The 25560-nt window shown below is 55.6% G+C and carries 19 protein-coding genes; 11 read left to right on the top strand and 8 right to left on the bottom strand.

Annotated features, from left to right (window positions below):
- Positions 1-120: 120 nt before the first annotated feature.
- Positions 121-1446 (top strand): right-handed parallel beta-helix repeat-containing protein, encoded by a 1326-nt coding sequence (locus QQJ86_RS11800; protein ID WP_284321142.1) that lies wholly within the window; start codon positions 121-123, stop codon positions 1444-1446.
- A gap of 306 nt (positions 1447-1752) precedes the next feature.
- On the opposite strand, the gene QQJ86_RS11795 is transcribed toward QQJ86_RS11800, so the two are convergent.
- From QQJ86_RS11795 to QQJ86_RS11780, 4 genes are all read right to left on the bottom strand, one after another.
- Positions 1753-4842, bottom strand: a complete 3090-nt coding sequence (locus QQJ86_RS11795) for an anti-phage protein (protein WP_284321141.1) — start codon at positions 4840-4842, stop codon at positions 1753-1755.
- A gap of 420 nt (positions 4843-5262) precedes the next feature.
- Complete coding sequence (locus tag QQJ86_RS11790) at positions 5263-7062, bottom strand: coiled-coil domain-containing protein (RefSeq protein WP_284321140.1); 1800 nt, start codon at positions 7060-7062, stop codon at positions 5263-5265.
- The gene (locus tag QQJ86_RS11785) at positions 7059-7556 is read right to left on the bottom strand and encodes an ABC-three component system middle component 2 (protein WP_284321139.1); all 498 of its coding nucleotides are present in this window, start codon (positions 7554-7556) and stop codon (positions 7059-7061) included. The genes QQJ86_RS11790 and QQJ86_RS11785 overlap by 4 nt, the downstream gene beginning before the upstream one ends.
- Positions 7544-8644 carry an ABC-three component system protein gene (locus QQJ86_RS11780; protein WP_284321138.1) on the bottom strand — a complete coding sequence of 367 codons (1101 nt, stop codon included), beginning with the start codon at positions 8642-8644 and terminating at the stop codon, positions 7544-7546. The genes QQJ86_RS11785 and QQJ86_RS11780 overlap by 13 nt, the downstream gene beginning before the upstream one ends.
- A 424-nt stretch (positions 8645-9068) precedes the next feature.
- On the opposite strand from QQJ86_RS11780, the gene QQJ86_RS11775 reads away from it, so the two are divergent.
- The 9 genes from QQJ86_RS11775 to QQJ86_RS11740 all read left to right on the top strand — a co-directional run bounded on the left by QQJ86_RS11775 (position 9069) and on the right by QQJ86_RS11740 (position 19364).
- Entirely contained in the window at positions 9069-9398 is a 330-nt protein-coding gene (locus QQJ86_RS11775) for a hypothetical protein (protein WP_284321137.1), read from the top strand.
- 61 nt (positions 9399-9459) lie between these two features.
- On the top strand, positions 9460-10518 hold the full coding sequence (locus tag QQJ86_RS11770) for a hypothetical protein (protein WP_284321136.1): 1059 nt from the start codon (positions 9460-9462) through the stop codon (positions 10516-10518).
- A 22-nt stretch (positions 10519-10540) separates the two neighbouring features.
- Positions 10541-11260, top strand: coding sequence for an HNH endonuclease (locus tag QQJ86_RS11765; RefSeq protein ID WP_284321135.1), 720 nt, complete (start codon positions 10541-10543; stop codon positions 11258-11260).
- 565 nt (positions 11261-11825) lie between these two features.
- Positions 11826-12143, top strand: coding sequence for a hypothetical protein (locus tag QQJ86_RS11760; RefSeq protein WP_284321134.1), 318 nt, complete (start codon positions 11826-11828; stop codon positions 12141-12143).
- Positions 12144-12856: 713 nt separating this feature from the next.
- The gene (locus QQJ86_RS22835) at positions 12857-13147 is read left to right on the top strand and encodes a DNA-binding protein (RefSeq protein WP_423372865.1); all 291 of its coding nucleotides are present in this window, start codon (positions 12857-12859) and stop codon (positions 13145-13147) included.
- 250 nt (positions 13148-13397) lie between these two features.
- On the top strand, positions 13398-15884 hold the full coding sequence (locus QQJ86_RS11755) for a DDE-type integrase/transposase/recombinase (protein WP_284321133.1): 2487 nt from the start codon (positions 13398-13400) through the stop codon (positions 15882-15884).
- Entirely contained in the window at positions 15881-16912 is a 1032-nt protein-coding gene (locus QQJ86_RS11750) for an AAA family ATPase (protein WP_284321132.1), read from the top strand. Before QQJ86_RS11755 ends, QQJ86_RS11750 begins: the two co-directional genes overlap by 4 nt.
- Positions 16905-18281, top strand: a complete 1377-nt coding sequence (locus QQJ86_RS11745) for a TniQ family protein (RefSeq protein ID WP_284321131.1) — start codon at positions 16905-16907, stop codon at positions 18279-18281. Before QQJ86_RS11750 ends, QQJ86_RS11745 begins: the two co-directional genes overlap by 8 nt.
- Before the next feature lie 711 nt (positions 18282-18992).
- Positions 18993-19364, top strand: coding sequence for a SnoaL-like domain-containing protein (locus QQJ86_RS11740; protein ID WP_284321130.1), 372 nt, complete (start codon positions 18993-18995; stop codon positions 19362-19364).
- A 319-nt stretch (positions 19365-19683) separates the two neighbouring features.
- Here the strand turns inward: QQJ86_RS11740 and rpoD are convergent, their stop codons facing one another.
- Both rpoD and dtd read right to left on the bottom strand, forming a co-directional pair.
- On the bottom strand, positions 19684-21546 hold the full coding sequence (gene rpoD / locus QQJ86_RS11735) for an RNA polymerase sigma factor RpoD (RefSeq protein ID WP_284321129.1): 1863 nt from the start codon (positions 21544-21546) through the stop codon (positions 19684-19686).
- Between the two features lie 163 nt (positions 21547-21709).
- Positions 21710-22150, bottom strand: coding sequence for a D-aminoacyl-tRNA deacylase (gene dtd / locus QQJ86_RS11730; protein WP_284321243.1), 441 nt, complete (start codon positions 22148-22150; stop codon positions 21710-21712).
- A gap of 263 nt (positions 22151-22413) precedes the next feature.
- Here dtd and QQJ86_RS11725 point away from each other — a divergent pair, with 263 nt between their 5' ends.
- On the top strand, positions 22414-23292 hold the full coding sequence (locus QQJ86_RS11725) for an LpxL/LpxP family acyltransferase (RefSeq protein WP_284321128.1): 879 nt from the start codon (positions 22414-22416) through the stop codon (positions 23290-23292).
- A gap of 197 nt (positions 23293-23489) precedes the next feature.
- Here QQJ86_RS11725 and QQJ86_RS11720 read toward each other — a convergent pair whose 3' ends face one another.
- Complete coding sequence (locus QQJ86_RS11720; protein ID WP_284321127.1) at positions 23490-23819, bottom strand: hypothetical protein; 330 nt, start codon at positions 23817-23819, stop codon at positions 23490-23492.
- Positions 23816-25549 carry an ArnT family glycosyltransferase gene (locus QQJ86_RS11715; RefSeq protein WP_284321126.1) on the bottom strand — a complete coding sequence of 578 codons (1734 nt, stop codon included), beginning with the start codon at positions 25547-25549 and terminating at the stop codon, positions 23816-23818. Before QQJ86_RS11715 ends, QQJ86_RS11720 begins: the two co-directional genes overlap by 4 nt.
- Between the last annotated feature and the right edge of the window lie 11 nt (positions 25550-25560).

The raw sequence follows: 25560 nt of genomic DNA, 5'->3' as shown, positions 1-25560 counted from the left end.
AATGGGTAAGGCACATGACCATTCGCTGCCATGGATTTCAATAGTATTGAGTGGCTATCTGTTCCAAGCGTTACTAACGAATACAACTTTATCAGCTAGGGTAAACTAAGGGAGGGAATTGTGGAGAGGCGCAAATTTCTTGGAGCTGCTCCGCTTGCTATCGGCGGGGCCTTAATACTCAAGCCCAATATTTCTGAGGCGCAGACCACCCAAACTCCGTCAAATTACATCCCCACGTTCAATGTTACGACGCTCTCTGGTGTCGATCCGACGGGCAACTCTGACAGCTCGGCGGCGATACAGGCGGTACTGAGTGCGGCGACCGGTGACCTCGCGCTTTATTTCCCCTACGGCCGCTATCTACTAGCAAACTTAACCTGGGGTCTCCCTAATCGCCTCACTTTCCAGGGGGACGGTCCGGCTACAGCCCTGGTCCTCAACAGCTCTAACGGATCGCTCATGACTGCGAGCGCAGGATTTTTCACCGCACAAGACATGACGGTGGAGGGGCGTTCGGCAGGCTATGTCACGGGCGGCAATTTCTTCAGCTTCGCCAATGGCCGCCATGCGCTGCGCCGCATTGATGCCTATAACGGCTGTTCGCTCGCGTCCTGGGGCGAGGGCTGCACGGGCGGTGGTGCTTGCGACATCACTTGTGCAGGCATGAGCGGAAGTGGCTTTACCGTTAATGTGTCGCAGTCTGCAACCGGTCAACAATACGGAATTTTGGAATTTAGCCGTCTAAACTTCCAAGGTGGACCCACCAACAATGGCTATGGTCTGGACCTTATTTCTGGTGATACGGTCATTGTAACTGACGCTAACATCGCGCAGTTTGAAGTAGCCATTTCGGCCATGACCAATTCAGAGTGGAGCTACCTAGCAAACCTATTTTTCACTAACGTCCTGTGCGATGGCGCGGGTGGCCCGAGTTCGGCAAACTGTGGCTGGTATTTCGATGGCACCGCGCAATTCCTGGGTCGCGTCTTCCTCACCAACTGCTGGGCGGGATCCATTCCCAATGTTGGTATGTACTTCAAGAATGTCAAAACCCTGAAGATCAATGCGCAGGTGATCGACAACGGCTCGACGGGTATTCTCATCGATACCGGCTGCCGAGATGTGCGCATCAACGACAGTGTAATCACTGGCAACTCAAGTGCGAACCCAGGTGCGACCGATGGAATCCAGGTGCTGTCGGGCGCCGATCGCATCCATATTAACGGCTGTCGCATAGGCCCTACGTATAACGGCATCAATACCACTACGATCATCAATTCGCAGCGTTATGGGATCAATATTAGCAACTCGACCATAGTGAACTATTCAATCATCGACAACGATTGTTCGGGCAACCTCTCCGGTGGCATCAACAATGGCGGCGGTGGCCAATCGGGCGTTACGGTGTTCGTTGAATACAACACTCAGGGGGCTTTTACTCCTTGAGACGTCCACTTGCTCATAGATTCATCCTTGCCAGGCGCTTGCTATTCAACTAGTCATTCAAGATCGTACAAACATTCCGCTCGCCGCAACGCCGCCCTCGGAATGCCTTGGAATCAGAGAAGAACGTGTCATCTCCAACCCTTGCTGTCGAGATGCTAGCGATATAGGCGACCTCAGCAGTTATCATTGGCAAGCCGCCTCGTGCCACTGTTACATGAATGAATGTATCAATGCGTATAAGGGTCGAAGGTAACTAAGCGGCCAGCATTCTTAACTACCTCCGTCTCTTGTTGGAGCCGCTAAAACCTACTGCTTGTTACTCTCAAGGCTCTTCACTTGGAAGGGGAGTCGAGCGATATTCAGCGCTGTGCAGACCTCGCGCTTCAGTTCAGCTGCATCGGGAAACATGTAGAACCTTCGCAACACAAATCCTCGAACAAGCGCGACTGCCAAAACATCCTTGACCGTGGGCTTCTTCGGAACAAATTCCATGACCTCCTTGCGAGGAAACGCTGCGAAGTGTTCCAGTTTCACGCTTAGCCCAACGATCTTCTTAGTTGGGTCATTACCTTCATAGAGAATGTGCTGCAGGGTTGGAGCAAGTGCCTCCGCTCCGATTGCGCCCGCAATGCGGACAAAGGTGCCGACAGCAACATTTGTAATAAGGTCGCTCAAGTCCCCTGACATCGCCTTTAGCTGCTCGTCAACCTTCTGCCTCCAAAGGAGCTTGTCCCTCTCAGTTGAGATGATCGACTCGACACGCAATTGAATGATCTCTGGCGCCGCGTCCTTAAATACAGTCAACATGGACCCCAGTGTACGCAGACCAAGGTTCGTACAGGCGAGCGCAATTTCTCGCTTCTTACCTTTCTCAATGGATCCTGCGTGGTTTCGAAGAATCTGTCCCAGCACTTGCAGGGTACGAAATGACCTATTTATCTCGGTTGCATATTCTTGAACATCCCTTACCGTCGAAATAGCGCCGGTCGAGACTATATTGACTGGATCGCTCTCACAATCCGTGTCGTGAGCGATTTTCAAGGCATCCTCGCGCGAGGCTTCATAGTAGATTGCGCGCACCTTGCCTTCTTGATATTCCTGAAAAACGGAAACCGCCTCGTATGCATCAAAGGAGGGAGCATCACTCATGACCGTTCCAGCGTGCTGCAACAATCTGTTAAGGACTTCCGCGTCCCGACCCAAGTGTGCCAAGAAAAGCAGAATATTTGCCGAAGTTTCAGTATGTATTGTTGAAATCAAGGACTCGACGACTTCCATTCGCTTCGGTTGGTCGGCTGAATTAGCCAAGAAACGCGCGACGAAATAGAAGTACAGATAGGGGTACGCGAATACAATGACGCCAGTTTTTTCCCGCCAAATGCCCGCATTGCACAACTCGACTTTCGTCCTTTCAAAGCTATAGGCAATCTCGTAGAAATCGCAATGCGCTCGATGAAAGGCCTCTGCGTCGTGAAGGCTCAGCCCGTCCACACCCGCCGAATAGATTGTCTCGGCGTAGTTCGTAAGATACGTTTGGGCAGTATCCACGGTAAAAGACGGGACCTTCTCTCCAATTGCTCGGGTGATCAGGGCCTCATATAGAAATCCGTGAGAACCGTTCTTGATGACGGTCTCCAGTTCGGATTCAGATTCCGCTCTTTGGAGAATAATCAACACGAAAAGCGGAACAGAAGGGACAAGATTTCGACCCAGCGCATCACTCACAAGTCGGCCCAGCCTCGTGGCCGTCGACTCGATGTCCTCTCGCTCCAAGCTGTACTCGTTGCCGATATGTAGCCATTTCTCAATGAGCTGCATGCGAGACTGGAAGTTCATCGGCAGCAACTGGAAAGATGATTGTTTTGAGAATTTCACCTCGCTCAGAATATTGTCCAGCCAGAGTTCTACTCCGGGTGTGTCACTGACAAGAAGGATCACAGTCCCAAAATGCTCCTTGAGGATCTTGAGGATCTCCGCTTTGCCTTCGCTATTAAAGGTCAGGTCGTCGAAGTCATCAATGATCACAACGCGTTGCTTTGGGTCGAGCTGGTCAAAGGCGTCACTTGATGCGCAAGCGTATTGCCCTTTCACGAGTTCCTTCACTTTCTGGTCGATGTAAGGACCCTTGATAGACTTGATATCCGAACAATCAACGTAGAGTGGAAAGAAGCCGATTGACTTGAGCTTGGCCAGCCATCGCTTTGCGAGCGTGGTCTTACCATGCTGCTCATCGCCTGTGACTGTTACAACGCCATACGGCGCGACGACGTCAAAGCACTTGGACGCACTCAGTTCTTCTGCATCGATGAGAAGCGACTGGGCACTCTTGTCCCAAGTTTTGATCCTCAAGTTGGGCCATACGAAGATATCAGATAACGTTAATCTCTCTTTCCGACGATGAGCATAGGTGGCTCCTATGTCGTCGATCCATGCCACAAAGTCTTTCTTGAAGGAGAGTACGCTGCGCCGAGATTCCTGATTCAAGCAGTCGCGCCATGAATCGTCCGACTTCGCTTCGTCTCTCAAATAGCTAGAACTCTGCCATACATACCTAGATGACTTGATCTTCCCTCCGCGCTGGATAAGAACGGTGCGAAACCCACTGGGCAACTTGCCTTTGCGATCCTGCAAGACATCAGCGTTGAAGTTGATGACCTTTGATTCGTCATATAAGCCTGCCACGACGAATCCGCGCTCCCGGTGCTCATGCCCAAACAGAGCAATGTCAGCCCTTGTGCTAATGAGATCACCGACATCGCGCGCGCAATCGGCCACCAACCAGTTAAGTGGCTGATGCAGCAAATAGATCGATATTCCAGATTCTGTAGCGTTAGAGCCTGCGTCCGCAGCTAGGCTAAAAAGCAACTTTCCTTGTCGCTCAGGCAGTCCAGATGTAAGCGCCACGTTCAAGGAGGTGTAGTTGATGCGGACGTCACCAGAAAAGCGGTAGTCAGTTGTCCACCTGCCAGGCCCGTGGATGGGCGACGCTACGTCTGCGGCGAATTCAAAGTAGGCCTTGAGCGGCTCAGCCAAGGCATCACTCAATCCCTGCTTAACCTCGGCTCGATAGTCCATCTTTTCGATGATCAAGTTTCGGACATCTTGGTCGTCGGAAAAGTTACAATCGTGATTTCCTGGACATAGCGCTATGCCTGGGCGCTTCCCAATGCGATTAAAGACGTGATCGCTGATATTTCCTATGAAGGCCTTCGCAAGCTCGTACTCCTCCTTCTTTCCTGACTGTGCAATATCGCCTGTGATCGCCAGATGGCAGTCAGTTATACCGTCCGAATAGTCTGAGAACGATGCGTCCACAATTTCCTTGTGATGAGCGAGAATTGGATCGCTTGGAAGCTTGATATGAATATCACTCAAAAAAATGATCAGCGTCGCCATGTGTTCCCTTTAAGTTCTGAAGGAAGTTCGATCATTTTGAATGGACAAGAAGACCTTGCGCTTTAATGGCCCATTGCTGGTCGTTAAATGCGTCGCCCGGCGTGACCATTGGATTTCAAGAAAATGGGATCTAGCAAGGGTCTACGGGTACCACGCCATATAGGCAATCCATTCCGCATTGCTGTTGCAACGGAAGAAACGTCCGCATTTACGATGCGATCGCTTCGCTATGTGAGAACTAGCACACACTGAGTAATGTTGAGAGCCAATGCGAGCTTCAAGTCCGCGCACCTTATCTGCCGATAGAGCTAAGACGCCCATTTGTTCCCCCTTAGTGACCTTCGCTAGACGCTCGTCGTCCTTCAGCCATACTCTTGCAGTCTTTAGTGAGAAATCGCGCTGAACATCTCAGTCAGCATCTCATTCTCTTAGCGGGTAGAACCCATAGCGCCCCTGCCCATCAACACCCGAGAATTCGATCGGCCGTAATGTGGAGGCCGTCGAGGCAGAAATGTCCTGATTTTCGAGAATGACGATCTGCCCTTTTCCCTTCCAAGTAGCAAGCCAGTCGTAGAAGTTATCAGTAACCGTCCTGACGGGTACTTCTCGAACTTCAGCGCTCTTTGGGTCTGCGTAGGATTTCAGCGGGGAATCAATGACGACAAAGCCGATGTGCGGATACCCTTCGGTCATTGCATGCTGCATAAGCGCAACGGTCATGGCCGTTAAGAAGATGGCCCGTTTACCTGCGCCAAAACTCAAGCGGGCTCGCCCATCAATAACGAGGTCGCATTCACCTACGTCCAGCGCAACTGTTTCGATGCTCGTAAAGCCCCACGCGTGAAGCAGGTCCTTCGCGTACTCTGCAACGACCTTCCCTTCGTCACCCACGTTTCTACTTAGCTCAACCTTCGACCTTCGCTTTGATTTTGTAAGTCGATCAATCTCTGCCCGGAGGCGGGTCATCTCGTCCATCTTGGACAGGATCTCGGAAAGCTCGCTGCGGCGAAGAGCTAACGTCTTGGGCTCGGCCGTAAACTCGACCTTTGTTTCATTTAATTTGGCAGTCTCTAATCCTTCTAAATGCGACAGCCGACGCTTGAGGCCAGCCACTTGGACATCCAGTTGGGCCACACGCTCCCGTTCGCGCACTAGAGCCCCGGATAGGCCTGCACGCAGAGATTGGATCTTCGTCGCCTCCGCTTTGAGGGCTCGCCGATAGTTATCCTGTGCACCCTGCTTTAAATGTTGCGGATCAAGCTGCTCGGAGGCGGGTGTGCCGCAGAGCGGGCAGTCCACCTCTTCTAGCGCCTGGAACATTGAAACGCCCTCCCAGGTGGCACCGAGTCGCTCAATATCACTTCTATACTTCTTATCAAGGAGCTCAAAGCGTTCGACCATTGAACGACTGTGCTCGAGTGAAGTCGTTGCCGATTGAAGTGCTGCAGCTGTCGGCAGGATGCTGGCTCGTAATTCCTTCAGAGCGGCTGCGCGGGCCTCGTACTGCCTACTCATGGCTCCAAGCGCTGCATCCACGCGCTCCAAGGACTGGGCGACATCGTCGCGTTCCAGCTCAGAGGGAATCTCTGCGTTAATGCGTGCCAAGCTCAACTCCGCGCCGGTAATCTGTCCGGAGATACGCTCGCGCTCAGCATTTGTTTTTGCCACTTGGATTGCGGAGTCGTCACTTCCAGTCAAGAACAGGTGGAAGGCGGCTGTGCGCTGCGTGGCGTTGACACCAACGCCACTCGTCACCTCTTCGCTAATCATGTGTGGTTGGGAGAGAAGGAACCAATGCCGGAAATCGCCACTGGTTACGGCTCCCTTCTTTGACTTAGAGCGTAACAGCTCCTTTCCCTGGGCGCCTGAAAGCCTTACCAGGAAGTCGTTCAAGTCTTCGTCAATCGGCTCGTTACGAGCGAAGCCAGAAGCATCGACGAACACTTGTCGAATATGGGCCTCACCACCCTCTAGACCGCGCACGATCTCGAAGCTCTGGCCGTCACTTACTACCGTGAGAACCATCTGCCCGTAGCCCACAGCTTGCGGGAGCGCTTTGGGTACCTTGTCACCACCAAGCAGGTACCAGAGGCAATCGCGAATATAGGACTTGCCCGTATCACTTGGTCCGCGGACTAGGGTCGCGAAAGATCGAAAGTCGATTATCGCGTCAGCCTTATCCGGCCCCGATATCATCAGTGAAATCAGCGCAATACTCATTCAAAGAGGCTCCTTGCCGTAGTCTCAATCTCCGCGCCCCAAAGGTGGCCGTGGGAGGCGAATTCTTCCAAGAGTTCAGCCGAGCTTGCTTGACCGAATTGAGCAGAGGCCCATTGACACCTAACTTCAAGGTCGCGCCAGTACTTTGAGGTCATGGAGCCAATCATCGTGAAGCTGCTAGGCCCGGCGATATACGTCATTCCACCTTCATCGAGCACCACTTCGACTAGCCCTCGAGTACTCATCAGGTAGAGCCCTTGCTCAATTCGCTCGCGCCGACTGAATAGCTCGCCATTTCGAAATGGTACGGGCGTGTGCAGGCTTTCAGGACCTCCGACGTCCTTTGAGTAAACAATGGCGTAGTCAAGCAAGACAAGTTTCTGTAGGTCCGCGCCTCCCGGACGGAGCGCTGTGAGCAGGTAGACCATGCGTAGCCCGAGCTCAAATGGCGTATTGAAGAGCTCAGGACTCTTCGAGTTCTTCATCGTACCCATTTGAGTTTCTTCTCATTGACGAGGTGATGGCATGTGCCCGGAAGATCGCCTCCCCGCAGACGTGGATGTAAAACGCTGTCCTGAAGGGAGAGCCCGGATACGGCATCGAGAGCTGCATCCAGCCGATCAAATCCCGTGGTCAAACGTGGACTCGTCACCTTTGGCTGAATGCCTTTCTTCACCATCTGCAATAAATTTTCGAACTCATCCGCTGGATATATATCTCGGCTGAAACGCCGCAATCCCTCCGCGGCATAGAACACCTCTCTTTGAGCCGCGAAGTGATCTCCGTAGATTCCGTTGCTGTCGCTATCGACGTCCTGGATCTGAACCGGCATTCCGGATCGTTCTGAATAAACTCGAAGAAGCTCTTCTACGTAAACTTGCTCATGAGGCTGAGCTTTTTCTGGAACAGCGGGGTCGTCGCCGCGCTCGGGCTCGATGCCAAATAACTTGAAGTGCGAAGCGGAGTCCCGCGAATGCCAGTCAAGAAGCTCATGGACTAGACACTCCTCAAACTTACTGAAGTCGAACTTCTCTGCGATGGCTTCAGCTGCGCCGGATATCTTCAGGGCGTTGGCTCCTAGCCCGTGTGTGCTGTTCCGCCATGCAGCCAGAAAGCCCGCTTTCAACTTGGAAGCATCAGCCAGAAGATCGTGAAGCTCAGGGCCTGCGTTTTGGGGGGCGCAAAAGTAATATTTGCGCGGCGCAGGATAACTACCCTTTGACAGATTCAAGAAGAACTTCGCCATCTCCGGATAAGCATCGCCAGGCGCGAGGCGAGCCGAGTAATGCTTCGCCTGGAACAGATCCCACGCGTCGGCGACGAGATCTTTCTGGAGGCGAGCTTCGACATCACGCCCCTTATCATTGGCGTTACCGAGTACTTTCACCTGTGCATATTTGGGTGATGGCCGTTGACGGCAAGCAGCTTCAATGAACTTTTCCCACTGCTTGTCGGAGATATGCATCAAGTACACGGCCGGTGGAACTGCGCCTCGCTTTATAACAAGGCGATTTCGTTTCGGTTTCACCTCGTGCAATTGCTGCCGAACGGCATCGCTGCTCGAACTTGCCCCTGTGGTCATCCTGACTTCCCCTGGTCTCACGAGGATAGACTTACATATTTATCAGGGTATTCAAATAGATAGGCTACAGCGTCAATGTTGTGTGAAATGGCCCGCAGCCTGTGCGGATAATCATGTCCGTATGATATACATCATACGGACAAAAAACGTTATAAATCATAAGGTTATTGACTAAAATCGAGATGGGGAGCAGACTGCCTAATCAGGTTCCGCGGCGTCTTTCGGACTGCCATGCAAAAGCGCATGGCGGCATCTGTCTCAGCAACGAAGCTGCTGGGAGGGCGAAGCTATGGGGTCAGCTAACCAGATTACCGAGGCTGAGTTGCGAAGGATTGGAACGCCTGAGCCGGGCATCCAATACATACTCGACGTATGCCACTCACCTCCTGCTCGGAAGGTAGGGCGACGGCGTCGGCGGAACCTCGTGCTGGACGTGCCGATGGAGCGGCTCGGTGTGGTGCTACAAGCCGAATCGCTTTCCGGTGAATACCTTTTCTTAGTGGAACTCGACCGCCGCGACGATTTACGGGCGGTCTATGACCAGCCTCTGAGCGTTCCTCTATCGATCACCGACACTTCGGGAAGAAAAACGCGCATCAGCTATACAGCGGACTATCTCGTAGTGGAATCCGACTGCGTACGGATCTACGAGGTCAAGACAGACAGTGATCTCGAGGACTTGTGCAGAAAGCGACCTTCTGACTGGCGATGTGACGTGAATGGATATCCGCGCCACAGTCATACCGCTACATAGATGCTGTAGCATCAGCCCGTTGGTAACATGAGCAAATAGTCGCATCTTGGGATGGAAGAACGTGAGTCTTCTTAGAGATGCCAAGACACTGAAAGACAAAGCCATCGCGTCACTAAAGATTGCGATGGCTACTTTCAATTCATATCACGAAGAGGGGCGCATCTGCTCTGTGCTCCTTCATCTACAGCATGCAAGCGAGATGCTTCTCAAAGCAGTCCTCGTTCAAAATAAAGTCGACGTATTTGATAAGAAATCAGGAACGTCTATTGGTTTTGATAAATGTGTTCGATTGTGCCAGTCCCATCACGGCCTAAGTTCACAACAAGCTGGGGTAATGAGATCCATTGATGCTCTTCGAGACAGCGCCCAGCACTGGTTCATATACGTCTCCGAAGACCTTCTTTACATGCAGACCCGGGCACTGGTAACAGCGTTCGATGCCTACTTGAAATCTGCTCTAAACCTTGACCTTCAAACTTACATCCCGCTACGCGTGCTGCCTGTATCAACACTTCCCCCTGGTGACTTCGAATTTCTTGTGGACAAGGAATACAAGCTCATCCATGACCTGCTAAAGCCTGGACGACGCCAACGCGACGAAGCAAGGGCCCGAGTCCGATCCTTACTTGCGATGGAAGCACTGATTACCGAAGAAGTGGAAATCAGTGAAAAGGACGTAGATCGCATTGAGAAGGCGCTGAAAGCTGGAGAAGAAATAGGTCGCGTATTTCCACGCCTTGTTGCCATATCGACCATTCAAGCTGGCGAAGGGCCGACTCTAAAGATCCAGTTCTCCAAAAAAGAGGGCATCCCCGTTCGTTACATCGCGGGGGATGATCCGTCCGCTGTGGCGGCAATCCGTGAAGTCGATATGCAAAAGAAGTTCCATATGCGGGCTTCTGAGATTGCCAGAAAGCTTGAACTGACCGAACCAAAATGCAAGGCCCTTCGCCACCATTTGACGATAGATTCGGACGAAAATTGCTGCCATGTCTTTGAGTTCGGCAAGAGCACATTTCCTTGTTACTCAGACAATGCATTGAAAAAAATGCAAGATTTCATCAAAGATGGCGGTGACATCCAGCAGATTTGGCAGACATACAAAACTCAGCCAAAGTAGTTCTCAAGAGAGGGACGACTTGATGGAAACGTGCATCTTCTGCCAGTCGAACGGGCCATTCACATCCATATCTCACATAATTCCCGAATCCTTAGGTGGCGCACTGTCCCCCGTGGCCCCTCCTGGTATTACATGCGACGGATGCAATCAGTATTTTGGTCAGAAGGTCGAACTTCCTGCTCTCGCCAGTTTCCCATTTTCTTTCTATCGGCTGTTCAACAGCATTCCCACAAAAAAAGGAAAGATGACATCCATCTCAGCAACTCTTGGCAGAATTTACGCGTCTGGTATCCCAGGTCTACTAGAGTTAGCGCCTAGAAATCACACCATTTTAGAAAAAGTAATGACTGATGAAATTACTTCGTTCCGTGTAGTGGCAGAGGTCACTGAACCGCTCGCCGTCTGTCGCATGTTGCTAAAAATGGGCTTAGAGCTTCTGGCAAAGCACCTCTACGATGTAGCCGTCTCAGCCAGAGTTCAAGACGCGATTAGATACGCACGAAGCCCCACGCGTGGTGAACATTGGTGGTTTTCTGTTTACGCCAATCCAGAGGACGTTGTTGAAGTCCACCAAGGCCTTCAAAAGGGAATCCCGTCCATCGAAATTGTGGAACGCGGTGGCGTGCTTTGCTCTGCACTACTTCTTCCTGGGATCACAACACTGACGCCTCTTGAACGGTGCAACCCTACTCCATTGAACCCTGATGATGCACTGATGAGGCTAATCTGGGCAGTGTGCTGACGACATTTCTCAATGCTAACAATTTGGCCCGTATTCAATGGCCTTCTGGTGGTTTTCCAGTGACCGCGATCCAGGCAGACCGTGTGTAATGTTCAAGCTCAGCCGTATCCGTCAAATGCTCCAGTAGGAGCTTCATGTCGAACCTATCGCTAGGCGAACTCAGGGGGCCGTGTTGGCGTTCCATCACTAAGATGGAAATTGCTAGCGCTTTCTTCACTAAGTGAAGCTCACGCATTTCGAAGGTCGCCATAGTGATCACCCCAAGGAATCAGAGGAAGGCGGGATCATGATAGTCCCGCCTTGCAGACTCACTAAAGATTGGTAGGAGTGGCGCTGGAGTCGTGGCTCAGCGTGTAGGCCGTTCAACTTGACGTAGTCGGCCAAGCTGCAATGGTTGTCGCCCTTGCTTTCCAGCCGGCGGTAACCGACCACTTTTACGTAGGTCGGTATGCAACCTGCACGTCCGGAAGCGTTTGATCCCCTGTGGGAGCTCAATCTCAGCGATTGAGAACGCGGTCGCCTAAAGTCCGAAGACGAGACCACTCTTTGCCACAGGAATTCCGTCATGGCCAACAAGTCCATGCCGCCCACCCTCCTCGAGGCCGGCTGGTACCTCAGCTACATGAACTACGCTGCCACGGGCGAAGGCCTGAGGTCCTGCTTGGCCGTGGCCGGCACAGCCGAGGCCGCGGAGCGGATACTTAAGGAGAAGCTGCCTGAGTACTTCCACCGAGGCATCGTAACGACGCCCATCGACGCGGATGCTGGCGAGGATGTCAAGGCAATGATCCAGTGGATTCCCCTAGCCGCAAGCGAGATCCTGCGCCAGATCCCACCGGGCGCGGGACACTACTTCACTGAGATTCACTACAACTTGTCGTGATGACCGAAGAGGCTCTGCCTTAGCTATGAGCTTATCCGCCATTCGGAAAGTTGCCTGCTCGACGAGTTTGATGACCCCAATGGCTATCCAAATTCTGCTGAGTGTCGTCAGCAGCCTCTACTTTCGAGCGACTGGAAAAACGAGGGCGCTTCAGGTTTAAGTTCTATTGTATGGGCTCGGTGGACGGTTGAAATCTTAGTCAAGCAATGACTTTGCCTTAGGTCTTTGGCCGATCGCCGGCGCCACCGAGCGAGTGGATCCGTTGCGCCTTCGTGAACGTGACAAGGCCGAAGCAAGCAAGCGCCATGTGACATCAGCCAGCCACCCATAACCCAGCCCCGAAGTGGCGTCTGTGTGGTACCCACCCCGATCAACCAGCATCCACCCGCTACTGAAAGCGGGTAGGGCGTCAGTTCTCACTTGGTTCACTTATATCCCCCAGCGAGCTGATTCCCGGTTCGCTAAGGCACATGTTTACTCGTCACGGGGCGAGTGCTACCTTGGTCGATGTTAACGTAAGTGATTGAAATATAAGGCGTATACGTGAAACTACCAAGCAATCAACAGGTAGGTGTAACCGTGATTCGTCGCATATTCGTCCAAATCATCATGTTTCTAACCAGATATCCCGATTTCGTCGTGGATTGGTTTTCGGAAGAAATTCTCTACTACTCAATCAGTTGCGGCATCCGTTTCCAACAGTGCGATCAGATATGAGTGACCACCTACGCACCGCCAAAGAGGCGCGAAACTGGTTTTACGACAGGGGAATATCGCTGACCGATTGGGCGCGAGATCACGGCTACCCGCGCCAAGCCGTCTACGCAGTGCTGTCGGGCAGGTCGCGCTGTACCCGTGGCCGCGGGCATCAGATCGCCATTGCCCTCGGTATGAAGCCGGCCGTCCAAGGAGATGCGTCACCAGGCCTTGGGCTGGAAAGCAAGCAACAAGGGCGACGTACTGTCAGCGAGGATCCAACGGAGGTTCGTCCCATGAGTGACTAACACGAAATCACCGGCGCTGAGACAAGAAAAGCCCCGCACTGGCATGCGGAGCCTTTCGGTGAGACGGGTATTGAAGCAACCACCCGAACTTATCTTCAGAGCCCTATTCCCCGAAGTCAAGGCCTTTTCATCGGAAAGCAGGTGAGAAGTGCCTCGTCGTGGCCGCGCGTCACCCAATCAACCGGCGCCAGGCCATTACTTCGCCGATCTCGATCTAACCACCTGGTCGAATTTCGATGTGGAGCCGAGGATGAATACTCTTCAAGAAGCAATAGAGGTAGCAGTTCCCGGACAGCCTTCGTCGCCAATCATTCGTGGCTCTACACCTTTGGAGGAGCTCCTCGACGATCTTGGTTTGACGGAAGAGGGGAGTAAGTACGTGCTGGAGGTGGCCTCTTCCCCCCCGGCTCGTGCTGTTGGTGTCCACCGGAACCGAAACCTCATCGGCAACGTGCCGGTGCCTGACTTGGGAGTCGTGTTGCAGGTTGAGTCGGCGTCGGGGGAATACTTCTTCCTACTGGAGATGCTATGGCGGCGAGATGTCCTGGCCATCTATGACCAGCCTAAGAGCGTGCCGCTCTGCATCACCAATCGATCAGGTGTCGCGACGAGAGTGCCCCATACGCCCGACTTTCTGGTCATTCACGATGACTGTGTCGTTGCCTATGAAGCGAAGCACGATGAAGTTCTTGAGGCGCTTTGCAGACAACGGGCGAATGATTGGATCCAGGAGCAAGAGGAGTACGTCTGTGTGCCGGCGAGGGCGCATTTTCGCGCACTGGGCATCAACCATCGCGTGATACCAAGCAGCAATACTTCTGCTATTCGCGCGGATAACTTACGAACGTTGCTGACCGTGCGCCAGGTTAATGACACACCCAGGCTCGTGCGCCTGAGAGCGCGCGTCCTCACGATCGTTCGGGAAATTGAAGTTGTACAGATCAGACTGCTTCTTGATCGCCTGCATATCGAAGACGTTACACCGATTCTGCAGCTGGTGGATCAAGGGTGCATACACGTTGATCTTGACCACTGTTTGCTAAGCACGCCTGCTGACGTCTGGGTCACCGCTGACCCGAGCTTGACCCGTTTGATGGGTAGCACGGGTTTCCGATTCAAAGATGCGATAGCTGTAAAAAATACGGTCTCTACTGAGTACGTGCCGGCACCTCAGCACGTGCAAGAGGTCGCCTCGCGGTATGCAGCTTGTGGTCTGATAGATCCGATACCTGACCTCTCGCAGAAGTCCGAAAGGACTAAGCGCCGGTATGGGAAGGCTCTAAGGGAGGCGGGCGGGGATCCGGCCGCTCTGCATCCTCGTTGGGCACGCTGCGGAAACAGAAAGGCGCGTATCGCTCCCGCCCATCTTCAGCTGATGCATGACGTCATTCGGGAGACAAAAGGCGATTCAAACCTCAGCACAATCGCGAACGGGTACTTGGAATACCGCTCCCGATGGCGTTCCTTCCCAAAGAACAGCGACGATCGGCCGGTCGTAGCGGCAACCTTCTACCGCCACTACAACTCCTATTCCTGCGAGGCTGACCTCCATGCTATCCGCGGAGGACGTCGGGCAAGCAACGCTGCTGCGGCATCCATTGATCCCCTCAACCGAACACTGCTCCCTACACGGGCGTTTTCGATCGCGCACATCGATCACTACGAGGTCGATATCGCTTTGCTGTTGGGCCGAGCAAAGTGTCGCCCCCTCACACGCAGGGCATGGCTTACAGCCATGGTCGATGGCTACAGCGGCGAGGTGCTGGGAATATGGCTGTCGTACAAGGCACCATGCCGTAACTCATGTGCGATGGTCATCAGAGACTGCGCCAGCCGCCATGGGCGCTTGCCAGAGATCCTGATCGTCGATGGAGGCAAGGAGTTTGACAGTGTCCATTTCGTGACATTGCTGGCCACGCTTGGGATAACAAGATTCCAGCGGCCTCCCGAAGATCCTCGGTTTGGTAAAGAGGTCGAGCGTCTCTTTGGGGTATTCAAGGAAAAGTTTGCTAGGGGATTGCCCGGATTCGTTCCCGGTGTCGCATCCGCGCGCAAAGCGTCTGGAAAATTTAACTCGGCCCATCGCGCACGCCTCAATTTTCACCAGCTTGCCGAGATGCTCGAAACCTATACATTCAACGGATACAACCATGAACCCAAACCTGATGCGTTAGATAGCCGCTCGGGAATGCGGGCGAAATCTGACGCGTCTTTCCCGTTCAACGGGAAGCGGGTAGTCGTCGATACCAGTTTTCTCATTCAGACGGCGGTGGACGCTCCTGAGGAGAGTTATCAACTCGTTCCAGGCCGCGGAATTCGCGTCTACGAAACATGGTACGGCTGCCACGCTCTTTTCAATTACAAAGGACCCAAGAAGACTGTTCGAGTAAGGATCGAGCCTTTCGACGGCTCGATCGCCTACGTGTGCCTGGTCAATACGTGGCACGTCTGTCGGAGTACGAAAGCGAAGATCCATGCCGCGCTTCCGACCTTTGAAGTCATCGCGCGTACTGCGGTTCACCAGCAGCTTCGAAGCTTGACGAAAGCGCTGGCCTTCGAGGCTGAGCTCGAAACATACGAGGCCAAGAGGTTGGCGCTGGCGTCGGCACTCAGTCGCGACGTCAGCCTTGATAAAGAGAGGCCAGCTCAACGAAGGCCTAAAGCAACGGACGTCCAAGAGTTGCGCCGTACCGGACGCATGGAGGACATCGGCGACCTGATCATGGATAAGGAATGACGGTGAAGCCCATTCTCTTTCCTGCACCACTTCAACACCGCAACTTTGTCGAAGCGAGACGCCAATTTACCGAGCTGGTGCGCTGTTCGCCCGGTGGAAAAGTGATCGCGCTTGTGGGGCCGACTCAGGTTGGCAAGTCACTTATCTTCAAGGGCCTCACCGAGTTGCTTTCCCGCGAGCTACGGACTGGAGACAGGAATGCCATGCCTTGGGTGTCGCTCGTCGTAAGAACGAGCAACGATGGACGGATATCACCAAAGCATTTGACTTTGAGCCTTCTGAAGGCAGTTCGTCATCCCATGTACGAGCATGTCGGCGAGTTCGATGAGCTCGATCACTACCGGCCCTCGCGGGGTAGAGACGAAGGCACGATGAGAGTGGCGCTTGAGGTGGCGCTCGCAGCCCGGTCGACGTCCTTTGTCCTGCTCGATGAGGCACACCACCTGACACACACGAATAATAGAGACGTTCGCACGAACGTCATCCAATCGATCAAGTGCTTGGGTGCCATCGATCGGACCTTGGTTCTCGTCGGTGGATACGAGCTTGCCTACCGGGGACTGTTCGATTCGGCGCATTTTGCGGGCCGTTTGATCTGTGTCGAATTGGCGCCCTATACGGAAAGTAGTGATGATCTTGCCGAATGGGACCGGATCCTGAAGTTCTGCAGTAAATATGTCGCTACGCGACCGTCTACGCTCCTTCTCGACGAAGCGGAACCTCTCCTTCAAGTCACCAACGGATGTTTTGGGCTACTCGAAAAGGTCTTGTGGGCTGCCCGATCACTAAGCGGGTCGAAAGCCATCGACCGACGCAGCTTGCACGCCGTCTATCCCTTAAGGCACGAACACGAGGCGATCAAGCATGATATCGCTACGGGCAAGCAGGCTCTCGCGAGCCTAACGACGGATATGCCTGCAAAGCAGGCAGATGGGATTAAATCGACCAAGGACAAGGCGACCCATCGCCCTTTCATGCGCAAACCCAACCGCGCGCTCCCGGCTTATCCGGCGGTGGCCGATGAGTAACTATTTCTCGCTACAGCCCATGGGTTGGGAAACGGAAGAGATTGAGCAATTTCATTCGTATTTTTATCGATTTGCCCTGCTTCACGCTACGACAATGATCCCTATGGCTAAGCACCTTGCCGAGTGGTGGCAGCGAAATAACGAAGTGCCCGTCGAGCTCAATGATGTATTTCTTTACAAGGCCAACCGTCAGCCTCTTTGCGGTTACGGCGAGGCCGTGGCGAACTACGTCCGCGTCGTCTCCGCTGCGACTCACCAGCCCGATCTCTATCGCACAACGCTCCTTCCTCTTCGAGATGCAGCGGATGCCGTCGCACATGGGGTGCTAAAGCGAGGGCGAGCTTGGTGTCCGGCCTGTATGTATTGGTCTGATCGGCGAGGGGAGCCCCACTACGACAGGCTGCTATGGGCGATAGCTCCCATGGAGCGATGCCCGATACACCAGGTTGCGCTGGAACACGCGTGTTGCCACTGCGGCCACCATCAGCTGGCATACCATCCTCGTGCGGGAATGGCGCGCTGTGCAAAATGCTCTGAATCGTTGGTGCAACAACCTGAGACATGGACTAGGGCTCCGCATCCCTGCTTCGCGGAGGACAACTGCAGGGCATTAGTGCAGAACATCGCCGATGGATCGCTTAGCTCGACTGTTCCGAGGGCGTTTTCGATCTTTTGTGACGAGCTCCGTGCGCTGGCCAATCCTCTGGTGGCCTATGTAAAGAACACTCGGCCGGAGTTTGCTTCCAGGACATGGCGAGAGGGGCAGAGACCGACACTTTCGACCATGCTCAAGCGCTGCCACGTTGCGGGCGTAAGATTGCCTGACGTGCTAGCCGACCCTCGCGGCGCTGCGAAGGCGGCGGGTCAGCTATTGATCGATCATCAAGCACTCCCCAGTAGCCCAAAGCCGCGCCGTTCACCTGAGATGTTGAAGCAAGTTCGCTTGCGCCTGATTGAAGCGATCTCCGAATACCCCCAGCGGCCTCTGGTCGCGTTTACCGAATTTGCGCGAGCGCTTGGCGTTTCTAAGGGCTTTCTCAGCTATCGGGAACCTATTCTCTGCAAGATATACAAGCAGGAATACAAGGCTCAAGTTCGTCAGGCTAACAAGCAGCATAAGCGCCAAGCCAAAGCCGAGCTCACCGAGGGCCGAGCATTCCTTCGTTACCTAGCAGGCGAATTTCGCAGCCAAGATGAGCTTGTTGATCATCTTCATTCGAACTTCGAGATAAAGAAGCGCGTCGCGAGGCTTCTGATAAATGAGGTGCTGAAGACGCACGCAAGGATAAAGAATCTAAGTGAGATGACTATGCTGAGTAAAAGTCAGCGATGCATGTTGAAACGCGGGCGTGCCGCCGGGTATCTATGAGGCATGGTGGTCTCCCTGGGAGACCACTATCCGAAGTCAGAAGCGCGCCTAGGCGATTTGGTCAGGGAATCGGCACACTGATGGCGACTGTTTGGTTTACGTGATTGACTTCATCGGTGAGCGCAGGACGCGCGCCAGCTTCTCGATTCTGGCCAAACTTTGCTTCCAAAATCTCATAGTTTGGCCAAAGCGGCCAAACTATGAGTGAAAGCGCATGAGGTCACCTGAGATGAGAGATTGGTGGGCCCACCAGGATTCGAACCTGGAACCAAGGGATTCGCGTGCTCCGAAAGTTTCCTCTCGGCGCGGACTATCTCTTCACCCTCCGACGTTTCACAACGTGCGGGTGGGGTGCGGGACGCTCGAGCCTGTTATGAAGGACGCTGAAGTCCTCAGGTAGTCTCTGCACCTTCCGGCGGTGTACCGCCGGCTTGGCTCAGGGTTGCCACCGATCCGCACTGGCGTCGCTGCGGGTTCCCTGAATTCATCCCGTTCCCGTTCGCGCATTACTGCGCGACGGCACCTTTCGATGAGTCCCCTGCTCTAACCGTTGAGCTATAGGCCCTATCTCGCGGGGAATGATAACAGCATGACAACGGCAGTTGGTGTCGTTGCGCGCCGCAAAAAAATCCGTGGCCCGCTGCCTCGTGCTCGTTTCTTTAACGTTGCCGGGCTTAGATTAAGTTCCCCCTTTTACGCGGAGGTGGAACCATGAGCACTGAAACGGTTGCGAAGCGGTTGGTGGCGCTGTGCCGCGAGGGTAAGTACGAGCAGGCGCAGAACGAGCTTTATGCGAAGGATGCGATCAGCATCGAGCCGCAGGAGATGGCGAGTGGCCCGATGGGGAACGCGAAGGGATTGAAGGCGATTCTGGAGAAGGGACATCAGTTCCAGGACAGCTTGGAGAAGATCCACAAGAATGAAGTCAGCGATCCGGTGATCGCGGATGGCTGGTTCAGCGTGGCGATGCATCTGGATGTCACGATGAAAGGACGTGGCAGGGCGGATATGCGCGAGATCTGCGTGTATCACGTCAAGGGCGACAAGGTTGTGCAGGAGCAGTTTTTCTATGATGTGCACTGAGGCGCTCAGGTAAGTTGTTCCTGATCGGCGATTCAGTTGGATGGTTGTTTTAGGTCGGAATCCAGTCGATGCGAGTTGGTGGTGAAGCGAGATTTTTTTATGTTGTGTGCTTCGCACGACGTGCCTGACTGGATCCCGGCCTGCGCCGGGATGACGGCGCGTGTTGGGTAAATGTGCGCTCAGGTTGTTTTGGTGTCCGGCTTCGAAGTGATTTCGGGCGAGGATGGCCCCTCACCCCAGCCCTCTCCCCGGAGGGGAGAGGGGGTAAAGAAAAAGCCCCGCATTCGCGGGGCTTTTGCTGTAACGACTAACGTTTGGCTCAATCGATATCGAGGAACGAACGCAGCTGTTCCGAGCGGCTCGGGTGACGCAGCTTGCGCAGTGCCTTGGCTTCGATCTGGCGGATGCGCTCGCGGGTGACGTCGAACTGCTTGCCGACTTCTTCCAGGGTGTGGTCGGTGTTCATGTCGATGCCGAAGCGCATGCGCAGCACCTTCGCTTCGCGCGGGGTGAGGCCGGCGAGCACGTCGCGCACAGTTTCCACCAGGCCGGTTTCGGTAGCCGAATCGATCGGCGAGCTGGCGTTGGTGTCTTCGATGAAGTCGCCCAGATGCGAATCTTCGTCGTCGCCGATGGGGGTTTCCATCGAGATCGGTTCCTTGGCGATCTTCAGCACCTTGCGGATCTTGTCCTCTGGCATGTCCATTTCCTTGGACAGCTCTTCCGGCGTGGGCTCGCGGCCGAACTGCTGCAGCATCTGGCGCGAGATGCGGTTTAGCTTGTTGATCGTTTCGATCATGTGCACCGGAATACGGATGGTGCGTGCCTGGTCGGCGATCGAGCGGGTGATGGCCTGGCGAATCCACCACGTGGCGTACGTGGAGAACTTGTAGCCGCGGCGGTATTCGAATTTGTCCACCGCTTTCATCAGGCCGATGTTGCCTTCCTGGATCAGGTCGAGGAACTGCAGGCCGCGGTTGGTGTACTTCTTGGCGATGGAGATCACCAGGCGCAGGTTGGCCTCCACCATTTCCTTCTTGGCGCGGCGAGCCTTGGCTTCGCCCACCGACATGCTGCGGTTGATTTCCTTGATGTCGGTCAGCGGCAGGAACAGCTTCTTCTCGATGTCCAGCAGCTTCTGCTGCTCGGCGTCGATCTGTTCGCGATATTGCTTGATGTTTGGCGACCACTTCTGGCGCTTGCGGCCGAGCTCTTCCGCCCAGGCGAGGTTGCCCTCGTTGCTGGGGAAGGCTTTCAGGAATTCAGCCTTGGGCATCTTCACGTGCTTGACGAAGACGTCCATCAGCACGCGCTCGTGATGGCGGATGTGGCCGACCACTTCGCGCAAGCGGCGTACGAAGCTGTCGATCAGCGCGGACGGGAGTTTGAGCTTGAGGAACTCCTCGGCCATCTGGTCGCGCAGCTTGGTCACCTTCTTGTCTTCGATGTCGGTGGCCTTGGCGGCGGCCTTCTGGAACTTGCCGTAGTGGTCACGCAGCAGTTCCATGCGGCGCTTCACTTCTTCCGGATCGGGACCGCTCGGGCCGGCTTCTTCGTCTTCACCGTCGCCAGCGGCTTCCTCTTCGTCCTCTTCCACGTCGGCATCGTTTTCGGCTTCAGCCAGTTCTGCTTCGGCCAGGGCGGCGTCGGCGGCCTGCTCCAGGTCGGCGAAGCCGGCCAGGATTTCGCTGAGGCGGCGCTTGCCGTCCAGATGCTGGTCGTATTCCTCAAGCAACAGTTCGATGGTCAGCGGGAAGCTGGCCAGCGCGGTCTGTACCTGGGTGAGGCCTTCTTCGATGCGCTTGGCGATGGCGATTTCGCCTTCGCGGGTGAGCAGCTCGACCGTGCCCATTTCGCGCATGTACATGCGCACGGGGTCGGTGGTGCGGCCTACCTCGGAGTCGACGGCAGAGAGCAACGCCACCGCTTCTTCAGCGGCGGTTTCGTCGTCGGTGGCGACGCCGGGGGCGTTGTCGGCGAGCGGGTCGGCATCGGGGGCGGCATCGTGCACGTCGATGCCGACGCCCTTGAGCACCGCCATGATGTCTTCGATCTGCTCCGGATCGACAATGTCGTCAGGAAGGTGATCGTTGATTTCGGCGTAAGTCAGATAGCCCTGCTCCAAACCTTTGGAGATAAGCGCTTTGATTTCCGACTGTTGCTCGTGGGCTTTGTTATTCATACCGTCCGCCGCGGGATAGGAACCAATCAGTATAACGATGTGATGCTTTTTTGACCAGTTTTCAAGTGAAAAATTCGCTGTCATCGGCACGCAAAAATCGCGCCAAATCGCGGGTTTCCAGGGGAGTGACAGCGTTCGTAGGCTTGCTCGTTGCTCGGGTCACCTAACGCACCTCAAGCCAAAAGGTGACAGGGCCATCGTTGACCAGATGAACCTGCATATGGGCGCCGAAGCGCCCAATTTCCACCCTTGGATGCGTGGCGTGCGCCAGTTCCACCAATCGTTCGAACCAGGTTCGACCGTGCTCGGGCGAAGCGGCGCTGGTGAAGCTTGGGCGCATGCCGGAGCGTGTGTCGGCGGCGAGCGTGAACTGGCTTACCAGCAACAGGCCGCCGGCAGTATCAGTTAGCGAGCGGTTCATTTTGCCGGCGTCGTCGGAGAACACGCGGTAGCCGAGCAGCCGTTCCAGCATGCGTTTGGTTTGCGCTTCGCCGTCGTCCGGCTCTACGGCCACCAATGCCAGCAGGCCGGGGCCGATGGCGCCTACGGTTTCATTGTCGACGTCGACGCGGGCGGAGAGCACGCGCTGGATAAGGGCGATCATGGATGAGAGGAGAGGCACGGAAGGATGCGGTAACTCTGCAGGGCGGTAGTCGTCGGGTAAAGAGGCGATGGGCGGGTGGCTGTGAGGTGAGTTCCTGTAACAGGGGAAAGCGGTTGCCGTTGAGGGGTCAACGGCAGGGTGTGCTGATGCTTGAGGGTGGTGCTTGCTGCATATAGGGGGCGGATCGCGGCGAACATGAAGCATTCGCTCAAATGTCTCTCGCCCTTTACCCTTACGCGTCCTCACGTCACACGCCTCTCTCAATGCGTCCCGACATCTATCTCATCTATCTGCTGCTGCGCCTGTTCGGCCTGCTGCCGTTGCGCTGGCTGCAGGGATGCGGCGCGCTGCTCGGGCGCCTGGCGCTGCGGCGTGGCGGGAAGATGGCGCGCTACACGGCGGTGAATCTGAGCATCGTGAAGCCGGAACTCGACGAGCGCGCACAGGCCAAACTGGTGCGCGAGGCGATGATCGAGGGTGGCAAGTCGATCACCGAAATCGTGAAGATCTGGGGCTCGGGTGCGGAGCGTGCGCTCGATCTGGTGAGGGAGGTGCGTGGTGAAGCGCTGTTTGACGCAGCGCTTGCTTCCGGCAAGGGCGTGATCATCGCGGCGCCGCATCTGGGCTGCTGGGAGCTGCTCAATTATTGGCTGTGCCGCAAGACGCCGATGGCCATCCTCTATCGCCCGCCGCGCATCGCCGCGGTAGAAGCGCTACTGCGCAAGGTGCGTGGTGCGCTGGCACCGGAGCAGGTGCGTGCGGAAGGCGCCGGCGTGCGCACGTTGTACAAGCGGTTGGCGGCAGGCGGCACGGTGGGCATCTTGCCGGACCAGAAGCCGCGCGCTGGGGAGGGCGAGTTTGCGCCGTTCTTCGGTCGTGAGGCGATGACGATGGTGTTGTTGCCGCGGCTTGCAGCGCGCACGGGTGCCACGGTGTTGTTTGCATTTGCGGAGCGGCTGCCGCGTGGCGAGGGTTATCGCATCCACTTCCAGCCCGCGCCGGAAGGTTTGGATGATGCGGAACTGCCGCGTGCGTGCGCGGCGCTCAATCGCGGGGTGGAGAGCTGCGTGGATCTCGCATTTGCGCAGTATCAATGGCATTACAAGCGGTATTCGGCGGATAACCGGCCGAGTCCGTATTGATGGCGATTATTCGAGTCGTTGCTTGTACCCGACATAGGGCTGGTTGTACCTCACCGTCATTCCGGCGAAGGCCGGAATCCAGTCAAATACGCGTCCGAAGGACACGATATTCGATGGTGTTGAGTGCTCCGCACGACGTGTTTTAACTGGACTCCGGCCTTCGCCGGAATGACGCTGAGGCGATGACAAGCTGCCGGCTAGCCTTCGCCTTTTTGGCTGATACGGCGCAGAAATACAGTCATCTCTTTCTCCGCCTGCTTGTCCCCTCGCTGTTGCGCCGCTGCGATGCCTTGCCGCCATGCATCAGCGGCACCCACTTCATCGTGGGCGGTAAGGTAAGCTTTGCCGAGCAGCTTCCACGCTGCCGAATAATTGGCATCGAACGTGACCGCGTGGCGTAACTCTTCGATGGCCGCGACGTGATCGCCTGTATTGAGCAGTGCATTGCCCAGCGAAAATCGCAGCAACGCCCCATCGCGAGGGCCACCGCATTGCGCACGCAAGCTATCGATCAGGGTGGTGTTCACGACTGAGGCGTGAGTGGTGAAGGAACGGGCGCGGGGAAAATACGCGTCGGCTGCAGGGGTTCCGGCGGCGTGTGGCCCGCGCGCAACGCTGCAATCGTTGGTGCCGACCACACTACGATCCACGCCGAGCGGAAAGGCTGCGCCAGCAAGGCATAACGCGATGCCGAGGCATCGAGGTTGTCGGGGTGAGTAATGATCAAGCCGTCCGGATGATCCTTGGCGAACGCCTGCAAGGCCAATCCATCGCGCAGTTCCGTGATCGGCTGAGTCAGCCTTCCTGCAAAATGGAACTGGCCTTCGTAGTTGCCCTCGAAGGCGATCGGATGATGATCGGCTTCCGCTGCAGAAATCAGCGCAGTCGTAGGGCTGAGATCGTATTTGTGCCACAGCGTCAGCGTGAACAACGTGTTGAGTGCGAGCGAGCCAAGCAATCCGGTTACCGCCACGCGCCGCATTTCGCCGCGCCCACGTACCAGCAGCAGGCAGCCGAGTAGCAGGAATGCCACGCTGAAGGTGCGGCTGTAGGGTGATGCGCCTTCGATCCATTCGTTGCGGAACGCGTGGCCGAACGTCAGATACGGCAGCGCGAACAGCAGCCCCGCGAAGACGATGCTGCCCACGCCAAGCACCCAACTGCCTAGCCAGTAGTTCTCGGCCAGCGTTGAGTTCCGCTCGCGCAGCACTGCAATGGCGCCGGCCAGCAACAGCATCCAGCCGCCGAATTCCGGAAGCAGGTAGTACCACTGCTTGCCGCTGATCACCGAGAACAGCAGGAATGACGGCAACAACCAGCACAGTGCGAAACGCAGCCCGCCTTCAAGCGGTTTGCGCAAACTGCCCACGGCCACCCATGCACGCGGCCATGCGGTGAATGGGAACAGCAACATGGGCAGCCACACCAGATACCAGCCGAACCAGTGCGGATGGCTCTGCAGTGATTGCGCCTGCTGCGTGCCATTCACTACGCGTCCGGCGGTCTGGGTGAAGAACAGCCGATGCCGATAAGCGTCGCCGCCGGCGAAACCTGCGGGAATCGCCCAGGCCACCAACAAGGCAAAACCAAGCAGCATGGCCAGCACGCCGCGTCCGTACCAGCGCGCGCGATGCTCGCGCGCCCAGTCATTCCACAACGGGCCGAGCAGCCACGGAAACACGACGTGCAACAGCATCACCGGCCCTTTCGTGAGCAGGCCGGCGCCAATCAGCAAACCAAACAGCAACCAGCGCGGCTCCGCCCGGCGCAGCGTAGGCGTAAGGCACAGCAATGCGCCAAGCACGCAATTGGCCAGCAGCACTTCGTACATGACCTGCAGGCCGAACAGGAATGCATACGACAAGGCCAGCAACATCCACGGCGCGGCCTTCGCCACCCACGGACGGTCGGGGAACAGCCGGCGTGCAAGCAACGACAACTGCACCAGTTGCACGCAGCCGAAAATCACTTCCAGCACGCGTGGCCACACATCGTTCACGCCAAACACGAACCATCCGGCGTGGATCAGCCAGAACAACAACGGCACTTTCTCGCTATAGGATTCGCCGTTGATGTGCGGCACCAACCAGGTGTGTTCGCGCCACATCTCCCAGGCGACGGCCAGCGTGCGCGTGGAGAACAGCGGCATCGGTCCATGCGAGAAAATCGCCACCAGTGCCACCACGGTCCACAGTGGCAGCCAGGGCCACAGGCTGCGCAAGACTTCGAAGCGGCGATAGTTGGTGGCAGTCTGCACGGTTGGGTGTT

Origin of the sequence: Dyella acidisoli (genome assembly GCF_030160295.1) — a bacterium.
Classification (GTDB): Bacteria; Pseudomonadota; Gammaproteobacteria; order Xanthomonadales; family Rhodanobacteraceae; genus Dyella_B; species Dyella_B acidisoli.
Note: the sequence above shows the minus strand (reverse complement) of the source record. Positions and strands in the feature narration are given on the sequence as shown.